Annotated in this window: 10 protein-coding genes; 3 read left to right on the forward strand and 7 right to left on the reverse strand. The window is 42.6% G+C overall.

What is annotated here, in order from left to right; all coding sequences use genetic code 11:
- Nucleotides 1-38: 38 nt before the first annotated feature.
- Genes Q0H92_RS03625 through Q0H92_RS03635 form a run of 3 tightly spaced genes read left to right on the forward strand, consistent with a single transcriptional unit; the run spans nt 39 to nt 15,501 of the window.
- The gene (locus tag Q0H92_RS03625) at nt 39-12,254 is read left to right on the forward strand and encodes an SNF2-related protein (protein WP_296012075.1); all 12,216 of its coding nucleotides are present in this window, start codon (nt 39-41) and stop codon (nt 12,252-12,254) included.
- Entirely contained in the window at nt 12,244-12,699 is a 456-nt protein-coding gene (locus Q0H92_RS03630) for a hypothetical protein (RefSeq protein ID WP_296012077.1), read from the forward strand. The genes Q0H92_RS03625 and Q0H92_RS03630 overlap by 11 nt, the downstream gene beginning before the upstream one ends.
- 30 nt (nt 12,700-12,729) lie before the next feature.
- A complete protein-coding gene (locus Q0H92_RS03635) occupies nt 12,730-15,501 on the forward strand; it encodes a hypothetical protein (protein WP_296012079.1) in 2,772 nt (923 codons plus the stop codon).
- A gap of 106 nt (nt 15,502-15,607) precedes the next feature.
- Here Q0H92_RS03635 and Q0H92_RS03640 read toward each other — a convergent pair whose 3' ends face one another.
- From Q0H92_RS03640 to Q0H92_RS03670, 7 genes are read right to left on the reverse strand one after another with little or no spacing between them, the layout of a single operon-like run.
- On the reverse strand, nt 15,608-15,916 hold the full coding sequence (locus Q0H92_RS03640) for a hypothetical protein (RefSeq protein WP_296012080.1): 309 nt from the start codon (nt 15,914-15,916) through the stop codon (nt 15,608-15,610).
- Nucleotides 15,917-15,937: 21 nt separating this feature from the next.
- On the reverse strand, nt 15,938-16,795 hold the full coding sequence (locus Q0H92_RS03645; protein ID WP_296012083.1) for a hypothetical protein: 858 nt from the start codon (nt 16,793-16,795) through the stop codon (nt 15,938-15,940).
- 38 nt (nt 16,796-16,833) lie between these two features.
- On the reverse strand, nt 16,834-17,199 hold the full coding sequence (locus tag Q0H92_RS03650) for a hypothetical protein (RefSeq protein ID WP_296012085.1): 366 nt from the start codon (nt 17,197-17,199) through the stop codon (nt 16,834-16,836).
- 13 nt (nt 17,200-17,212) lie between these two features.
- Nucleotides 17,213-17,509, reverse strand: coding sequence for a hypothetical protein (locus Q0H92_RS03655; protein ID WP_296012087.1), 297 nt, complete (start codon nt 17,507-17,509; stop codon nt 17,213-17,215).
- Entirely contained in the window at nt 17,510-17,743 is a 234-nt protein-coding gene (locus Q0H92_RS03660; protein WP_296012088.1) for a hypothetical protein, read from the reverse strand.
- Nucleotides 17,740-18,084, reverse strand: coding sequence for a single-stranded DNA-binding protein (locus Q0H92_RS03665; RefSeq protein ID WP_288303245.1), 345 nt, complete (start codon nt 18,082-18,084; stop codon nt 17,740-17,742). The genes Q0H92_RS03660 and Q0H92_RS03665 overlap by 4 nt, the downstream gene beginning before the upstream one ends.
- Nucleotides 18,081-18,359: a hypothetical protein gene (locus Q0H92_RS03670; RefSeq protein ID WP_296012093.1), complete on the reverse strand. Its 279-nt coding sequence runs from the start codon at nt 18,357-18,359 to the stop codon at nt 18,081-18,083. The genes Q0H92_RS03665 and Q0H92_RS03670 overlap by 4 nt, the downstream gene beginning before the upstream one ends.

The following is an 18,359-nucleotide window of genomic DNA, read 5'->3' on the forward strand; positions in this document are numbered from 1 at the left end:
AAGCATTTTTACAAAAACTATTTTAAGAGGAAAACAACATGGCAGACATACATTTTGAAATTTTTGACAATGCGGATTTCGGAAACAAGAATCTCCGTTTTTCAGAAGCGCCGGCACAGGAACAGAGAGATTTTCTGAAGCAGAACGGCTACAGCTTTACCTCAAGATACGGTGGCGTATGGTATCCGCGCACGCAGGAAGCGAAAGACAGAAACGCGGACTTTGTGAAAGAATTTGCGGAAAAGTTTTATCCTGAAAACAACAAATTCCAATCGCAGAAACAGATTGACCACCTTGCGGAACAGGCTCTTGAAAACAGTTCAGCGGAAATCAAATCTTCAAGTGATGACAGAATCGCGTATCTTGAAAATCTTATTGCCGAGCTACAAGAGGAGAGAAAGCGCGACCTTGAAAAAATCTCACGACTTGAGGCTGCTCTTGAAAACCAGAATGAAGAAAATTCAGCAGAAATTGAAATGCAACAGGAACAGGCTGCGCTTGATGATGAGGCTGAATGGGAAAAAGAGAACACTCTCACCGACGCGGAAGAAAAGGCGTACATTGAAAAGCAGTTTGAAACAGAAATTCCTTCAGAAACAATAGAACTCACTTCTGAAATGCTGGACACTCTGCACGAATCGGCGGAAAAAGAAGCTCTGGAAGAAGAGACGCAGGCTGAGAAAGAAATTCTTCATGCCGCAGAAAAATCGGATGATGACCTCATGGTTTCCCCTGAAGACCTTGCCATTGCAAAATCCGTGCTTCCGACAGTTCAGTATGTTTCTACGTTGAAATTCGCTCAGGGCGAGGAGCGTGAATTCTTTGTCCACAAGATTAAGGAAATTTCAGCTGCTGTTGAGAATGCTCCAAAAATCGGCGGCACAGACGGCCTTGAGGAGCACAGAATTGTTCTCCGCTATTTTCATCCGAGCGGAACCCAGTCATTCATTACAGAAATCGGAAAGGACGGAGACGCATTTGGATTCCAGTGTCTTAACGATGACTGGAAAAATGCCGAGTGGGGCTACCTTAACCTTGATGAGCTGAAAAACATACGCGGAATGGAAGTTGATTTCCATGTCCCGGCCGGAATGACTGTAGAAAAATTTATCCAAAAGGAAAGACTGGAACAGTATTCAGAGGAAAATGTAACAGCAGAAGCTCCAAAAGAAACAAGAATTACATGGAACGATATTTTGCAGGCTGCGGAAGGCTCTCATTGGAACGATGAGGAGAATGCTGTTTACAACAATGCAAGAAATCAGATTGCGGAATACGCAAAAAAACTTGGAGTTGACATTGAAAGCTCAGAAAGCCCGGAAGAAGCTGCCGAAACTTTTGCGGCAGCACATGAAGAAATTTCATTTTCAGAAGACGGAAGCCTTGTAATTGATGAATCCCTGAAGCCTGTTTATTTCAATGACCTGAGCGATGAGCAGAAAGAAGAGGTTATAAACGGCTACCGCTCAGCTGATGACCAGCAAATGCTTGAGGCTTGGCAGAAAGAGCTTGAAAACTCTTATGAATTTGACAAGGACATTGCCACAAATCCTCCGACAGATGAATGGATTTCAAACTACCTTTCAGAAATAAAAGCGGACTTCAATACAGGCTACTGGCATGACATTTTCAGCGACTTGGAAAAAGAGGAAAATCATGAAAAAACTATTTCTGATTTATCCGCAACTGAAGTGAGCCGACTTTCGGAAGAAAAGTACGGATTCTACTTTGAATACAGCGACGATGAGAATGTCGCTGACATCTACTCCGCAAAGGACGGCGATTTTGTCGGAAGCTACGGCGAGGGCGGATTCGGCTACGCTGACGACTTGAGCGGCAATGACCCGACAACAAAAATTCCTGACGAGAATTTCCGTGAAGTGCTGGAACTTGCGGAAATTTTCTACCAGAAAAAATCAGATGAGTATGAAAATTTAGTTGAAGCAGAAAACGGACAGATGATGACTTCTGATGAAGCCCACGAATGGAATGAAGAGCAGAAAATGCAGCATTCTCAGGAAGAGGACGAGCGCGATGCGGAAAAAGCAGACAAGGATTTTGAAATAACAAAAAGACTTGATGAGATTGTTTCTGAAATCAAAAAGTCAGATTTCACGCTTGAATCAAAATATGAAAACAGTCTTCATTCAGTTTCTCTCAAAAACAAGGACGGAAAAGTTGTTTTTAGCGCGAAGGAAAACGACAATGTTGTGATTCCTGTGGAGCATACAATCGCTGCCTGGGCAAACGATGAAGCTTCTGAAAAATCGAAAAGCCTTGCCGATGAATTTTTCAATCTGGTCTGCGATGACGGAATCCGCGGCGGCGACTATGTGAATGCGGTTTTCAAAAGAGATGTCCCTGTTGAGGAAGATTATGAAACTGACCTCTCGGAAAGTAACATTTTATATACGGCTGAAAACTATTATCAGGTGAACGACCGTTTTGCGATTGAGATTGTTCCGGCGGAAAGGCCTCTCTCATCAGGAAAAACAGGCGATGACTGGACTGTAAGATTTTACGACATAAAGGACAGTGAGAAATTCGGCGAAAAAGGGCAGTTTGTAACAAGCTATTACGCAAGCACTATGCTTGAGCATAGAAAAGGAACCGGGCTTTCCCTGCAGGGAGATGTTCCAGCCTGGACTTTAGACGCAGAAACAATGGACTATGTTCACGATATAACGTTCATGTGGGTGGACAGACATTCCTCTGTTCAGCAGAAAGAAGATACAGAAGTTTCTCAGGAAGAAATCGAGCAGGAAAAAGCATTTGTCCAGAATAGAATCCAGCAGCTGAAAGATGAACTGAACAATCCAGAAAATGCGGATGATGAGCAGCAGAATTCTGAAGCAAAGAAAAATATAGAAAATCTTGAAAGCCTGACGAACGATGACATAAAGAAACAGGTTCTTTGGAGAAAAGAAAATCAGAAACGAAATCAGGAAGCTCATAATCAGGTTGTCGAGCAGATGATGGAAGAAAAGCTCCGCAACAAAACTCCGCAGGAAGGCGAGCTGCTTTCCTACAACGAAAAAAATCCGGCATATTCCGTGGCAAACAAGGAGACAAAAAGAGAAACTTCAATTCGTCCAAATGGCAGACTGGATAAAAATGTCAAAAAATTAGGAAGACTGAAAAATATTTCAGAAGCGAATGAGATAATCGGGAAAATCAAGTCTTCCGGGTTCGACATTCTTTCAACAGAAAACAGAATAATCATATTCGATGAAAATAAATACTACGATTTCAATGCCTATGCAGATTCAGGCTACTTCAACTACGAGACAAAAAAGTTTGAATTCGACTTGGACAGAAGAAACCTGAACGAATGGGATTTCAGGGAGTATGTAAAAAACGGACTGAAAATCACAAAGCGCATGAAAGATTTTGCGAAAATCGAGAAGCAGGATTTTTCAAAAGAGCAGGCGGCGACGAATTTTGTTTTGGAAAAGCTCAAGTCCGCAGGAATCGAGGTCATCACTGACAAGGAAGAATTTGACAGAATTCTTCAGCGTGAGGAGTTTCTCCAGAAAATGACAAAGAGCCAGTCTCCGAAATATCTCAATTCGGAAGACCTGAGAATGCTCAAAGGCTGGGGATATAAGACTTCGGAAGACCTTGAGCAGATTCAGACGGCAATGCTTCTTAGCGACATAAAGCTCAACGGCAAAAAAACAGGCGTGAAGAAAGCAGTGGAGATTCTCGGACGTGAGAAATTCTTAGGCGGCATTTCAAGAAGCGCATTCCATTCTACCAGCGCAAACGAAGCCGGCGGAAACTACGTGGAATTCGACTCATCAGTTCTCTTCAGCGACAAGAGGGAAGATTTTGAGAAACTGCGTGCGGCGGAAAAGGAATCCAAAGAGCAGATTTCAGTTCTGAATGAGATTGCCCGGAAAGAAAGCTACTTCCAGTTCAACGAGGAGGACTCAAGAAAATTCATCAGGAAGGTCGATGAATGGCAGAAAGACAGCACGAATCCACGAAAACTGATTGTTGTAGGAAAGATTCCGCCTGTGATGAAAGTTCTCGGCATCGCAGAAAATCTCATAGAAATAGAACATTCTACATTGGACAAGATAGTCCGTGAGAATCCCCTTTATCCAGATGATAAGCAAGGACATCAGCTTTCTGTCGATGACATCTATGCGATTCCAAGCCAGCTTGCAGACCCGGTAATGGTATTCAAGTCACGCACAAGAGATGACAGCTACGTTTTCTTTACGGAACGCAGGAACAGCAACGGAAACTCTATATTGATTCCAATGGCGGCGAACAAGCGAGAAGGCAGAATTGTCATCAATAAAATAACCTCGATGTACGGAAAAGACAATGAAATTGGATTTGTGAAAACAAACATCGATGAAGAGAATCTTATTTATGTTGACAAGAAAAGAAGTCTAGAATGGATAAATGAAAAAAGTTTCAATGGTAAGCTTGAATCTCAGGTCCAATTCCTGAGGCAGAGACTTACTGACATCGAAACTTATAACTTGAATATACTCACAAAAGAGCGTCTTGTCAACTTTATTTCCGCCGGTGAAAGCAAGGCTTTACAGAAGATGTCAGTGTCAGACGGCGAGACTTACGGCTTCGCATACAATGGAAAAATCTATCTGAATCCTGACGTGATGAACTCAAACGTCGCTGTCCACGAGTATACCCACCTTTGGGACGAGTACACAAAGAAAACAAATCCTGAACTGTGGCAGAAAGGAAAAAGCATTTTCAAGAACACTCATTTCTGGGAGGAAGTCAAAAGCGACCCGAATTATTCAAACATTGCCGATGATGACGACCTTGTTCTGAGCGAAATTCACTCAAGAATTTGCGGAGGTCTTGCCCAGAAAGTGCTTGAGCATATTGCGGAAATAGACGGCGAAATCACAAAGGACAAGGCGATTGACTGGAACGCAGAAACAGCCGTCTATATTCTGGACTTATATAAAAAGGCACAGCCGGAGAATGAGCTTATTCAGAATATGGACGCATCGGAAGTCAAAAAGGAGATTGTTGAATTCCTTTCAATGCCGATGAAAGACCTGATGGCTGGAAAGAATATTTCTGTTTCACTGTCTGATGAAAAGACACTTTCTGGCAAGGACTTGGAAGAATATAACTACTACAAAGAAAACTTCAAGACAAGCTCCATGGACAGTCTTAACGAGCTGCTTTCTGATTCAAAGAAGTTTAAGCGGCTAGGTCAGCAGAGAGCCATTGAAGACTTGATTGAGCTTCAAAGTAGTAAAACGCAGAATAAAAAAGATTATTCCCTTGAAGAATACTGGAGAAATTCTATCAGCGGTATGACAATGCAAGATGTAAAAGACGGCAAGGTTCATATTATCGACTTAACACAGAAAGGAACAGAAAACACAAGTAGCAATCTGCAATCCCAAGACATCTCCGCTCCAAGAACAAAATCCAGCCAGAAGAAAATCCGCGAGCAGTGCCGTGAAATTCTAAAAAAGCCTGACTCAGAAATCACGGAAGATGACAAGAATATTCTTGCCAAGTATGAGGGCGGCGGCGGACTTGATGAGAATAACCGGACAAATTCTGAAGTGCTGAACGCTTTTTACACGCCGGACAATCTTATTGAGAAAGTCTGGGAACTTGTGGACGCCTATGCTCCGGACGCAAAGACTGTCCTTGAGCCGTCTGCCGGAGTCGGCCGCTTTGCAGAAAACCGCCCGAATAATAAATTCACAATGCACGAGCTTGACAAGACTTCCGCCAGAATCAATAAAATTCTTCACCCGGAAGCGGATGTGATCCAGGGTGCTTTTCAGAAGCAGTTCCTTGATGACGGCGAGCGTTTCCTTAAAATCGGATATGAGCAGCCCAAGCATGACGTTGTAATCGGAAATCCGCCTTACGGAAAATACAACGACAAGTACAAAGGGTTAGGAGAGGGAAGAGAATTTGACCGCTACGAGGAATACTTTATCGCAAGGGGACTGGACGCTCTCAAAGATGAAAAGTCGGTTCTTTCGTTTGTTGTTCCAAGCGGATTTTTGAATACGGCAAGCGACAAGCAGAAAGAAATCATCGCCTCGAAAGGTGAAATTCTAGACGCATACAGGCTGCCGGAAGGAACTTTTTCAACAACGAAAGTCGGAACTGACATTCTGATTATGCGGAAAAAAGAAGGCATTGACGGAAAAAATATCTCCGGCGAGCTTCTGTCAAACGGAGAATGGTTCAAGGCTCATCCTGAAAAAATCTTGGGCGAGGTAAAAACACGCACAAACCGGTTCAGAAAGGAAGATAAATATGTCGCCGTCCACGAAGGGCTTTCAGTTCAGGAAGAACTGAACAAGATTGACAGCTTTGTTGATGAAATAAAAAAGGTCAACCAGACTAAAAAATTAAAAGCCCCTTTGCCGGAATACAGCTCAGCCGAAGAAAAAAAGGTGGAAAAATCTTTTGAAACGCAGCTTGATGAATACAATAGGAAATACTGGGGACCAGTCGGGTTGGGGAACACGAGATATGACGTTTCGCCTGTTACTGAAGAAAGGCTTTCTGAAATAAAAAATCTAAGCAAGGAGCTTTCAGAATACTTTGAAAACGGAATCCGCCCGAAAAATGACCGTTTTGTAATTGGAAAAACGCCTCGTGTCTTGCAGGAGACAGGAAGCGAATACACGGACGTTACTGTTGCTGTTTCTGTTATAAAAAAGGCTGTTGAAACACACGGACTTTCAGAAAAAGAAATCCTCAATGCCCTTACAAGGCTTTCAACTCCGATACTTGTCTTTGATTCTGACAAGGCTGCGACAGAAAACAAGGCGGATTCAAAACTCGTTCTTACAGATGTGTTCAAGGATGAAAAGCCTGTCGCGCTTGCAGTCAATGTGAATGATTCAGTTCAAAAACAGGAAAACGGACACCGTAAACAGGTTGAAGTCCAGAATATCCGTTCGATTCATGACAGAACTGTTGTCGCTAAAAATGGCGTTGATTTGATTCAGAAATGGACTACTGACGGACTTTGCAGATATGTAGACGACAAAAAAATAACCGACTGGAGCACAATCGCAAGGGTACAATTCCCTATTGAGGTTCTCCAATCGGCTGATTCAAATATACTCACAAGAAGTGCTCTTGTCAACAGTGTTTTCTCAGAACAAATTCTGCTTAAAGAAAACGGAAAAACTGAGCCTGAAAAACAGAATCCTTCTTCTTCAAAATCCAGAAAAGAAAAATGGAACATCGTAAAGTCAAAAGGCGAAGTGATGAGCGCGGAGGAATTCTCCCATCTTTACGGACGCGACTTTGACGAGAGAGAATTCCCGATTTGGAAGGCTACGGACTGGCAGGGCAATATCGACCTGTCAAAACTTTCCGGCGATGACATCCAGTATCTTTCTGAAAGCGGAAAATATGTTGAAAAGAACATCGGAGAATGGACGCACAGGGAGCTTTTCGCGAGCGGTGATATTTACGCAAAAATCCAGGAGCAGAAAGAGCTTTATGAAAAATCCAACGGAAATAAAATTTTTGCGGACAACATAAAAATTCTTGAATCCGCAATGAAATCTCCTTTGGAAATGGAAAGAATTCATTTCGGCGTGAAAACCGCACTTGCGGAAGAATTTAAAATTGGACATATCGATGCGGAAGGAAACAAGATAAATCTTAATCTTCAGGAATCTTTCATCCTTTGGGCGCAGAACGCGAGACTTTCAGACCAAAAATGGCGCGGCGACATAGACTTTGCGACAGCGAACATCTCACGAGAGGAGCTAGGAGAGGAACTCAGCTTCTATGACATCGTGAACTACATCGACGGAAAGCCTGTAAAAGCCGAGCCGGTGAGAGGCTGGCGCACTTATGACATGAGCGAGGAGGAGAAGGCGGCGGAAAAAGCGGAGCGCAGAAAAGAAGCCGACCTTAAACGCCAGGCGCGCAGCGACACTGCAAACCGCCTGTTTGACCGCTATCTGCATGAAGGGCTTTCAGACGCGGACAAGGCAAGGCTTGCCGCTGAATACAACCGTCGGTTCAACTCCTATGTAGCTCCTGACTACTCAAAACTGCCTCTTTTTGTTGACGGAATGAGCGCGTACAAGGGCGAGTCGAAATTCAAGCTGTATGACCAGCAGATAAAAGGAATCTCATTCTTGTGCAACAAGGGAAACGGACTTTTAGCATACGATGTCGGAGTCGGAAAAACCGCCGCAGGAATTGTCGCGACAGTGAACCAGATTCAGACAGGAAGAAGCATGCGGCCTCTAATCGTTGTTCCGAACCAGGTCTATCCAAAATGGTACACGGACATAAGACAGCTATTCCCAAATGTGAAGCTGAACGACCTTTATAATTTCGGTAAAGATTCCGTTGAAAAATATATTGATTCTGAAAAACCGCACAGGCTGAATATTCCTGAAAATTCGATTTCTCTCTGCACTTACGAAGCCTTGAGAAACATCACTTTCAACGACAAGTCCTGCGAGAACGAGCTTTATGAGGACTTCGCAAGCCTTCTGAGCGCGGACATGGACGGAAGCGCAAGGGAGAATGCGGAAAGCTCCGACAAAATTAAAGGTGTAATCGGCTCTGCAAGCCATGTTAAGGATGAGAGCTATTTCTTCTACGAGGACTGCGGATTTGACAATCTTACAGTGGATGAGGCTCACAACTTCAAGAATTTGTGGGTAGTTCCACGTCCGAAGAAAAAAGGCGAGTCAAATGAGTATGCAGGAATTCCGAGCGGAAAGCCATCCGCACGCGCGCTGAAAATGTATGGAATGACGCAGCTCACACAGCGGCACAATGACGACAGAAATGTTTTCATGCTTACAGCAACTCCATTCACAAACAGCCCGACGGAAGTCTACTCAATGCTCTCTTATATCGGACGCGAGCGTCTGAAGCAGGCTGGAATCACTTCTTTGCGAGCGTTCTTCGATGAATTTGCGCAGACTAAGCAGGAACTTGGCGTAACCTCGACAGGAAACATCGACACAAAGCAGGTTATGAAGAACTGGAAGGAACTTTCCGCGCTGCAGAATATTCTTACAGAATTTATCGACAAGGTTGACGGAGAGGAGGCTGGAATTATCCGCCCGAACAAGTTCACCCATGTGAAGCCGCTTGATATGTCGGACTTGCAGAAACAAATGCGTGCGATTGACGAGGAGCGCATGGCGGAAGTAAAGGAAGGCAACAGCGCGGCTGTTATTGTCGCAATGAACAATATGCGTCTTTCCTGTGTAGCTCCGGCTCTTGCGAATCCTGCTATGTATCCTGGCGTTGAGCTTCCTCCGCTTTCAAGACTTGTCGAGACTTCTCCAAAGCTGAAATTTGTATGTGACGCAATAATCGACATGTACAAGGGCAACCCTGAGAAAGGTCAGTTCATGTATGTTCCGCTTGGAAAGGAAAGCCACGGAATAATAAAGGACTATCTTGTAGCTCACGGAATTCCAAAGAACGCTGTAGAAATCATAAACGGCGAAGTGAACAATACTCCTGAAAAGAAAGAGAAAATCACATCGTGCTTCAATGACGAGAAAAATCCGTGCAAAATCATTATCGGCGGACGGAATACTGCTGAGGGAATCGACCTGAACGGAAACAGCTTTGTCATGTACAACTGCTCTTTGGGCTGGAATCCGAGCGAGACAATCCAGGCGGAAGGAAGAATCTGGCGGCAGGGCAATCTTCAGGGAAATGTCCACATTGTCTATCCTGTAATGAACGACTCAATCGACTCTGTTCTTTACCAGAAACATGACGAGAAGCGAAGCCGAATAAACGAGCTTTGGAACTACAAGGGCGATTCTCTCAATGTGGAGGACATAAATCCGGAGGACTTGAAACTTGACCTGATAAAAGACCCGAATAAAAAAGCGAAGCTCATCCTGCAGGAAGAGACAAAGGAAGCGCGCGCGGAGCTTTCAAGACTGAACCTCAAAATCAAGTCGTTTGATGAGATTATCGAAAAGCGAAAGCAGCTTGAGTTTGACTTCTCGAATGCGAAAGAAACTGTTGACTATCAGAAGAAGCAGATTGAATCCTACAAAGAAAGCGGGCTTGAAGTTCCTGAATGGATAAAGTCTGAGCTGAAAGACTGCAACAAGAAATTCGTTAAGGCTGAAACAGGTCTTGAAAAGGTCAGGGAAAAGCTTTCTTCACTTAAAATCACGGACTCAGAGAAAGAGGCGGAATACATCCACAATTTGAACAAGCAGAAGCACGCCTGCGAGAAAAAAATCAATAATATTGAAAATACTTTGCCGCAGATTCTCAAAAAACTTGAGATAGAGCGGATGGAGCAGAAGCTCATTGAGTATCCTGTCGAGAAGCAGCGTGGAATTCTTGAAGCCGACATCCTGAACAATCTCCGTCCGATGAAGGAAGTCGAATATGAGATTAGGACAATGCGCCACGAGGCTATGCTTTCTGAAAAACTCAAGACCGGTGAAATCACAGAGGAAGAATTCAGCCTTTACAAAAATGCTGGGTATGAAAAATACGAAAAATGGCTGAACGGCGAGATTGAATCTCTGGAAGAAAGCTCCGTAAAAAATGAAGCCGCCAATGAAAACTCTTCCATTAAAAATGAAAACGATATTGAAAAAATCATCGTCTACTACGACGGACACTGGGCGGAAGAGCGCGGTGAAAAAGGAAAAGGCTGGAAGTACCAGGAGAAATCATTTGACAATCCGAAGAATGCGTTGGACTTTTATAATACCGCAAAAATCCCTAAGGACGTTGGCGCAGAAAATAAAAACGGCTTCCGCTTCAATTTTATGAATCCTGAAGAACAGCTTCTCAAGATGATTTCTGGGCAGGACAAGACGGAATCTGTTCAAAAAGAGAATGTCTCAGAAAAAATAGCTGCTGAAAAGTCGGAGCAGAAAGACTTGAAAACTCCGGCAGAAAAAACAGAGCCTGAGAAACAGCCAGCGCAAACAGACTTAAAAAAAGCCGCTGAAAAAATAGAGACTGCAAAACAGCCTGAACAGGATACGAATTCGCTTTATGCGGAACCTGGAAGCCTCTTCTTCGGGCTTGGCGGTTCTGATGTGCTTTCTGTTTACTCGACTGAAAACGAATACAGAAAATCCGTTCCGTATGACGACTTCTCGATAACCGAACGTCAACTTACGGAATCGGAATTGAAGCGCGACGAGATTATATTCCCTGTTCTGAACGGAAAAGAGTCAGGAATGTACAAGTCTTTTAAGGATTTTGCCGAGCACGGCGTTTTTGACGTTCAGGGAAAAAGCGTTGAGATTGACGACTCTGGCAGAATTTCAGAAACAGGATGGAATCAGCTTCAGGCAGCAATGGAAATCTACAGAAACAAGAAGTTCGAGACATTCCGCTATGTCCTGATTGGACGTGAGGACGGAAAGATAAAAGACCAGCTTGCTGTAAAGTCGTATTCCCCAAACAGCTGTGCTGTTTCTGCTCCAGATTCCAGAACAATAAAGCAGGTTATAACACGCGCGGAGGAACTTGACTGCATGATTGCCGCTGTTCATAACCATCCGAGCGGAAACACGCTTGAAAGCTCTTTCGATGTGGATACGACAGAGGCTTTGAGAAAAATCTGCACAAAGGAAAACGGCCAGAGCCGTTTTGCAGGACACATAATTCTTGACCATGACACGTTCAGTCTATACACACCGCAAAACGGCTGGAAACTAAAGCTGAATTCAAATGCCTATGGAAATTCTGAAGATAAACTTCTGAACAAGAATTTCGCATTCTCTGAAGATTCTGTTGACTATACCTGGCAGCTTGAGAATGTCGCCAAGAAGATAAACGACAGAAACAGCTGGAATGACAATTTTATCCCTGTTGTCTTTGCTGATTCATTGAACCATGTCTCAGGAATCAAGCTGTACGACAAGTCATTTTTTGACAACGAGCCGCAGAAAATCAGGAACGAGCTTCAGTTCTCTGGTCTTGAGGCGAATTCTGTAAAGGCGTTTCCGGTCATCACAAAGAACTTCGCGGAAACAATGTCTGCAGTTGACGAGCTTCTGTTCGAGGACAAGCTGAAAAATCTTGTGGAGCACAGCGCGTTCATAGATGCAGTCTTGCCTGAATCAACTGTTACGGAGAAATTCAATATTCTTCCCGGAAGACAATACTTTGATGTCCACGGAGCGAAATTGAAAAATCCAGACATAGAGGCGACATGGCAGACAAGAATAAATCCTGCGCTTTTCAGCGAGCCGGAACAGAAGCCAATGCGTAAAAAAGAAATCGCATTTGAAAGATAAAATTTTACAAGGAGAAAAATATAAAAATATGGATGAAGAAAACGAGAAAAAGCAGAAAATTGCGGAGCTGATTTCTGCAATAAAAAAGGCAAAGGGAATTGATTCGGAAAGTATGGAAAAATCTATAAGAGCTGCAGATATTTGGTTGTATTTAAGAGAGCAAGAAAATATCAAAAGCCTGTCTAAAAATGATTACGCAGGCTTGAAGTTTCAAGTTCTTGATTATCTCTATGAAAGAGGGCTGGACGATGCTGCTGGATATGAAAACTCTTTTAAGAAACAAGAGAATCGTTTTAATCAGTTGAATGAAAACACAAAAAACATAATTGAAAAATTCGCTGGTTCAAATACAAAAATTGAAATTGATGATGAATTTTTAGCAATAAAAATAGCAGGAACTATGAATAATAGCTTGTTTGCTGCAAAATCAGATTTTCAAAAATAAGTTGAAAATAGAAAATATTTACGAAAGATAATGAACATTCCATCTCAAAAGGAAATTATTGACAACGGAATAGAATCACTCCAGGAAAACGGCGGAATTTCCGAGGCGGCAATGGAAGCGGACTATGAGGCTGAACAGAATCCAAGGCCTGACTATCTTGACGAGAACGGCAATGCTCACTGGTTCGATGAGGAGGAAAATATCGTTGCGGAAAATGAAAGGGAATACCAGAAAGCGGAAGATTTTTCCGCCCGCATGTTCACATACAATGACTTTAATTTTGTCGCTGTCAGGAAATTCTCAGAAGCAGAAAAAACTTTCGTGGATTCAGTGGTTTCCAATGAGCAGAACAAAAAACTCCTCTCAAAAAATGCGCTGTATTATGCAGGCTATCTTGAAAGGCAAAAGCCAGTTTCGGAACAGAAGTTTGAGAAAGCCTTGAAAGTTTTTAACAAGGCGGACTTCCTGCAAACTTCAAATTCTGATGCGGATATTTTTTATTGCCGGGAAAAAGGAACTTTTTATACAGCCTTGAACAATGATTTTCTTGTTCCGCTTGAATTTGTTTATAGCTCTGATAGGCAGGAAAAAGATGTTTTTGAAAACCGTTTTTCTGATGAAATAGAATTGTTCCGAAACGATAATTATGATTTTCTAAAAGGCACATTGCCTTATGAATTTGATGAGGAAAAAGATTTTGCCCTCATGTCTGATATTTCTGATGTTCTTTCAGAAGGTGATGTTTTTACAAGAAAAAATGTGAATATTGACGGCGATATAAAGATAAAACTCGGCGATTTGTTCGACAAGAAGAATCCTGAGAAAATCCAGCCGACAGGACTCCGGCATCTTATAAAGCACAGAATGGAAGAACGCCTGAACAATGGATTTTCAATGGAAGAAGCTCAAAAGGAAACAGCAGCAATACTTTTTCTTGCCCTAAACAACATTGACAAAGCTCCCGCTGTAAAAGAGCAAAATGGAAGATATGCTATTTACAAAAATGGAATCAAAACCTTAATCGGAAAAGACAAGAAAGGAAAATACGTTGTAAGTGGATTTGATTATATAGATACAAAACGTGAGGCGACCGATTCCATAGGTACGGGGATCGCTCGCTATGGATACACGCCTGGCTTTCTCGAAATATACGACCAGGTGGGCGCAGTCGCTTCTGAATTAAATATACATAAGAAAAATTCCGTTGTCAATGACAAAGCAGATGAGAAAAATCAGCAGAATGAAAGCAACTTTGACAATGCCGTTAAAAATCGTTTCGAGTCGGCGGCGCAGAAACTCAGCTCGCTTGATATAAACTCTGAAAACTACAAGGAGGCGTTCGAGCTTCTGAACAGGATTGAGAAGCTGACAGGAATATCAGAACCGTCTGAAAAAATTGATTTTGCTGAAAATGAGACGAAAGAAAATTTTCAGTCCTCTCCGAATGTTAAAACTCCAGAAGAATTTGAAAGGATGAAAAAGGAAATTGACAATGCAAAAATTGTCGATGAGAAATCTGAAAGTCATCCAGCGCAGACTGTTTCTGAATCAAACTCAAAATCTGTAGAAAACGGCAATCTGGTCGAAAAAGCAAGTCTTGAAGAAAATGTAGAAATTCAAAAGGAAGATGTTTCCTATCAGGATTACACAGACGGAAAAGTCATATATGGAAAGATGGTGCTTCCGCCTTTCGCTTCAATGACTTCTGACGGCCATCTTAAAACCTGCGAGAATTTTGTTGTCAAAAGCTACGACAACGAGAACGGAACATACTTGGTTGAGAATGAAAATGAAAAACTTTCTCTGCCGCGTGAAACTTTCAATTCTCTTTTGAATCCGGCAAGTCTGTACAAGGAGCAGCAGGAAGAAAAGACTTTCCGAATGGAAGGAAACGGAATTGTGTTTGACAATCCTGAAAATGGAGTGAAGGGAACTGTTATCCCGGAATTCTCTCTTATGACGCAGAACGGATTGCAGACTTACAAGGGCTGCGTTGTTGCAAAGTTCAATGAGAGCGACAAGACTTACATATTGCATAACGGCGACAGCATTATTTCTGTTACGGAAGAACGATTCAAGGAAATCACTTCGCCGGAACGTTTTGAGAATAAATTTGACGAGAATACTCCTGCTTACAAGAAAATGCTCAAGACTCAATATGAGGATTTTTTCAAGGAACGTTCAAACACAGCATACAATTTCAGGCACAATCTGTCGGTGTTCTGCCGAAAGGAGGCGAATTCTCCGTGCGATGCATTGAAAGTTGCAAAAGGAATTATTCAGAAAATGTCTCCGGCAGAGCAGGACAAGACAAAGAAGCTGCTGAAGAAAATCGCAAGGGAAGGCGAGAGCCTGAACCAGCTCATAGTCCGCACTTACCACGAGGCGATAAAAGAAGTTCCTCTTAACGAAGAGTATATAAAGCAGTACCAGCCAGAAAACCGGATTGCGCGTCCGTTCTATGATACGCTTTCTTCCAACGGACAGAAAATCGACAGCGACCCGCAACTTTTAAGAACTGACAAGGACTACAACCTTAAAATCGGAGATACCTTGAAAGACATCGATATTAAGTCAGACAAGATTTTTGGACACGGAAAAGAGAACGTTCATTTTTCCGAGCTGAAAGTAATATCCGCCTCAAAAGAGGGAAACACCGTAACCCTCATGGACAAGGAAAAATCCTTTATAGAAATTCCGCGCGACACAGTCCTAAAAGCCTACAAGGAGCAGCAGCTTAAAGAGATGAAACATCAGCAGTCTCACAGCCGCCGCAACAGCATGGAAATTTCTTACAGGTGATGTTTCATAGGGCCTTCACAGGACAGCCAGCATTTCATTTTTGAGATGCTGACTTCAACAAAAATATGTGGCTCATTAAATTTGTCAGCAAATTTGTTTTTGACAGTTATTGAAGCAATGCTCTTATAGTTATATGTTCCTTAAAAAATGTTTGTGATGGATACATTTTACATAATTTTTTCCACCATTCACTAGGATATTCTGGTACTAATTTATGCTTTTCGGCGCTTTTAAGAAGATAAAGAAAACCGTCAAAAAGTGCCTCATAATATCCGTCTTTTGTATAGACAAGAACAGTTGTTGCGTTATTGTGTTTTACAAATTGTTCAAATCTGCAAATTTTCATTTTATGAGCTTTATGATTTAATATTAAGTAAAGTTCTTTTTCTATTTTCTCTATATTTATTTTGTTCATTTAGTTTTCTCCTATAAAATTTTATCTCACAAAAATCTGCACAACCATGCTTGCGATTGCGGCGACGGACATTCCGTAGATAATCATGTCCTTTACGGAAAGTTTTTTGTTTTTTACCCCGGGAACGCTTTCAATCAGCTTCTTGTTTTCGGCGGCGCATTGCTTCAGAAAGTCAATCGACTGCTTTTTTATTGTCTCAAGATGCGTCTGGCATTTTTCGGTGTAGGCTTTTATCATGTCCGAGGACTGCGCTTTTAGGATTTCATACTCGTTCTTTGAGTTCGTAAGAAGTGTTGTCGAGACTTCGGCGATTTTCTTTTCAGCCTCGTTCATGCAGCTTGACGAGGCTTTTTCAGTCTCTTCCTTAAATTCCTTGATGCTGTCTTTTATGATTTCGTCCGCCGATTTCAGCTCTGTGATTTTTGCGTGGATTTCCGCTGTGCAGGTGTCCATGCTTCTTGTCATTGACTGGATGAAAATCGAGACTTCCATTTTTTCTTTCTGGAGCTGCTTTTCAAGAGCAGCGACTTCCGCCGAAAGATTCGCATTCTTCACGCGCTCCTCAAGGTAGTTCTCGTATGATTCTGCAGTGTCAAGTTTTTCTTTAAGGTCTGTGGTTGACTCAATCAGCGCGTTGAACTTTGTGATTGTGTCGTCGCGGAAATGCTCAAGCTCGCTGTTCTTTGATGTGATAAGGCTGTTTGCGACTTCTTTTAAGTCCTGGACATCGTCAAGAGTTTCCGCAAGTCCGATAAGAAACTTTTCCGCTTCTGCCTGCGGAATTGTTATCATTCTTGCGTCTGGTTTTTCTTCTGTTTTCGGATTTTTACCCGGCTGTGTTTCTGTTTTTTGGTTTGAGAAGTTTTGAATAAGTGCCATTCTGTTTTCCTTTCGACCGACACGTGCCGGCCGAAACTCTATTTTCTTCTTTCTGAAAGATTCTTTTCAATTCTGACAGGAACACCGTTTTCCCAGTATTCCTCTGTGTCTCCGCCTGCGTCCACGATTTTCTCGATGAAGCCGTCCTTCCAGTATTCCCAGTGGTTCGGATATTCAACGGCAGGCTCATCATTTTCAGAATTAATAAGTCCGTTCTTGAAGTTGAAAATGACAAGCGTGTCAGCTCCGTTTATCCTTATTGACTTGCTGTTCTGTCCGTTCAGCGGAATTCCTTCCATGACGAACTGCTCCATCTGGAACTCCTTGAAAGGCGAGCTTGATTCCTTGAAAAGGTCGTTTTGGGCGAATTCAGCTCTTTTTTCTTCAATCTCTTCTTCTGTCATTGCTTGCTCCTTGTTACTTTTTTGATGGCACTTGAAGCCCATTATGCCACCATTCCTCGTAGTTGTCGATGTGGTCGATTACCGCAGGCTCGTTGTCGCAGTGGAGAACTCCGTCTTTCCAGTGCTCGATGTGAGTCCCATCCGTTGTCTCGATTGCCGGAAGAAGATTTCCTTCCTCGTCTGCCGCATCGTTCAGAAAGCCGTTTTTTACCCTGATTGTTACAGAATCTTCTATTTTATAGTCGCCGTCAGCAACCTTGTTTTCCTTTGTCATTATGCGTCTGTACTGATACTGCTTGAAATTTTTCATTTAGAACCTCGTTATCATTTCGCTTTTGTCTGTCTTTGGTCTTGAGAAAGGATTTTCGCTGTTTATTTCTTCAGCGATGTCCTTTCGTTTTTCCGCTGTCTCATGGGCAGATTTCAGAATCCGCTCCAGAATGTTTGCAAGCTCCGATGAGCCTGAGTCGCAGCTGTTCAGCTCGTCGGCAAGAACTGAAATGTCGTTTTTTGTAAGCCTTACAGGAACTGTCATAGATGTCATTTTGTTTCCTCCATTTTTGTGTATTTCGGACACAGCGTCACATACTCAGCCGAAATGTAGTATTTGCTTCTTTCCTGGTTTGGATTTTCCAGAGTTTCATATTTTTTCTGCCGCAGAAATCCAGAAACAACAATCTCCTTATCCTTTTTAAGATAGTCGAAGATATGGCTTGCGGCTGCCTTCAGAAAGTGGACTTCAATAATAAGAGGCTCGCTCTTCTGATATGGAAGTCCGTCATCCTGGGCATTGAATGTTACAAGCGGAATTTCTCCAGCTGAAGTCTTTACGAGAAATATTTGCGCGTCGGAAACAAGCTTTCCGTGCAAAGTTATTGAATTCAATTTGTTAAGCTCCTTAAAGTTATTTTTATTGCTATGAGCGTGAGGCACCAGCAGAACGCCTTTGACACCGCTCTTTTTCTCCAGTTCCAGTAGTCATAATTGCTGTAGCGGAAAACGTATGACATTATGAAAATCAGAACGCTTCCTGCTGTTATGAACACTAGAAGCGCGAGCGGCGTGAAGTGCAGGTTCAGGAAATGAAGAATATATGCCAGCCGTGCGTTGAGAAGTCTTATTATGCCTGACGATTTCAAGGCTGACAGAATCCTGTTCAT

Source organism: uncultured Treponema sp., from assembly GCF_934725225.1.
Taxonomy (GTDB): Bacteria; Spirochaetota; Spirochaetia; order Treponematales; family Treponemataceae; genus Treponema_D.

What these genes read in the sequence shown, in the direction of transcription:
- Q0H92_RS03660 (WP_296012088.1), bottom strand. Translation starts at nt 17,743, where the DNA reads ATGACATCTATGACAGTTCCTGTAAGGCTTACAAAAAACGACATTTCA.
- Q0H92_RS03625 (WP_296012075.1), top strand. Translation starts at nt 39, where the DNA reads ATGGCAGACATACATTTTGAAATTTTTGACAATGCGGATTTCGGAAAC.
- Q0H92_RS03670 (WP_296012093.1), bottom strand. Translation starts at nt 18,359, where the DNA reads ATGAACAGGATTCTGTCAGCCTTGAAATCGTCAGGCATAATAAGACTT.
- Q0H92_RS03635 (WP_296012079.1), top strand. Translation starts at nt 12,730, where the DNA reads ATGAACATTCCATCTCAAAAGGAAATTATTGACAACGGAATAGAATCA.
- Q0H92_RS03655 (WP_296012087.1), bottom strand. Translation starts at nt 17,509, where the DNA reads ATGAAAAATTTCAAGCAGTATCAGTACAGACGCATAATGACAAAGGAA.
- Q0H92_RS03650 (WP_296012085.1), bottom strand. Translation starts at nt 17,199, where the DNA reads ATGACAGAAGAAGAGATTGAAGAAAAAAGAGCTGAATTCGCCCAAAAC.
- Q0H92_RS03640 (WP_296012080.1), bottom strand. Translation starts at nt 15,916, where the DNA reads ATGAACAAAATAAATATAGAGAAAATAGAAAAAGAACTTTACTTAATA.
- Q0H92_RS03645 (WP_296012083.1), bottom strand. Translation starts at nt 16,795, where the DNA reads ATGGCACTTATTCAAAACTTCTCAAACCAAAAAACAGAAACACAGCCG.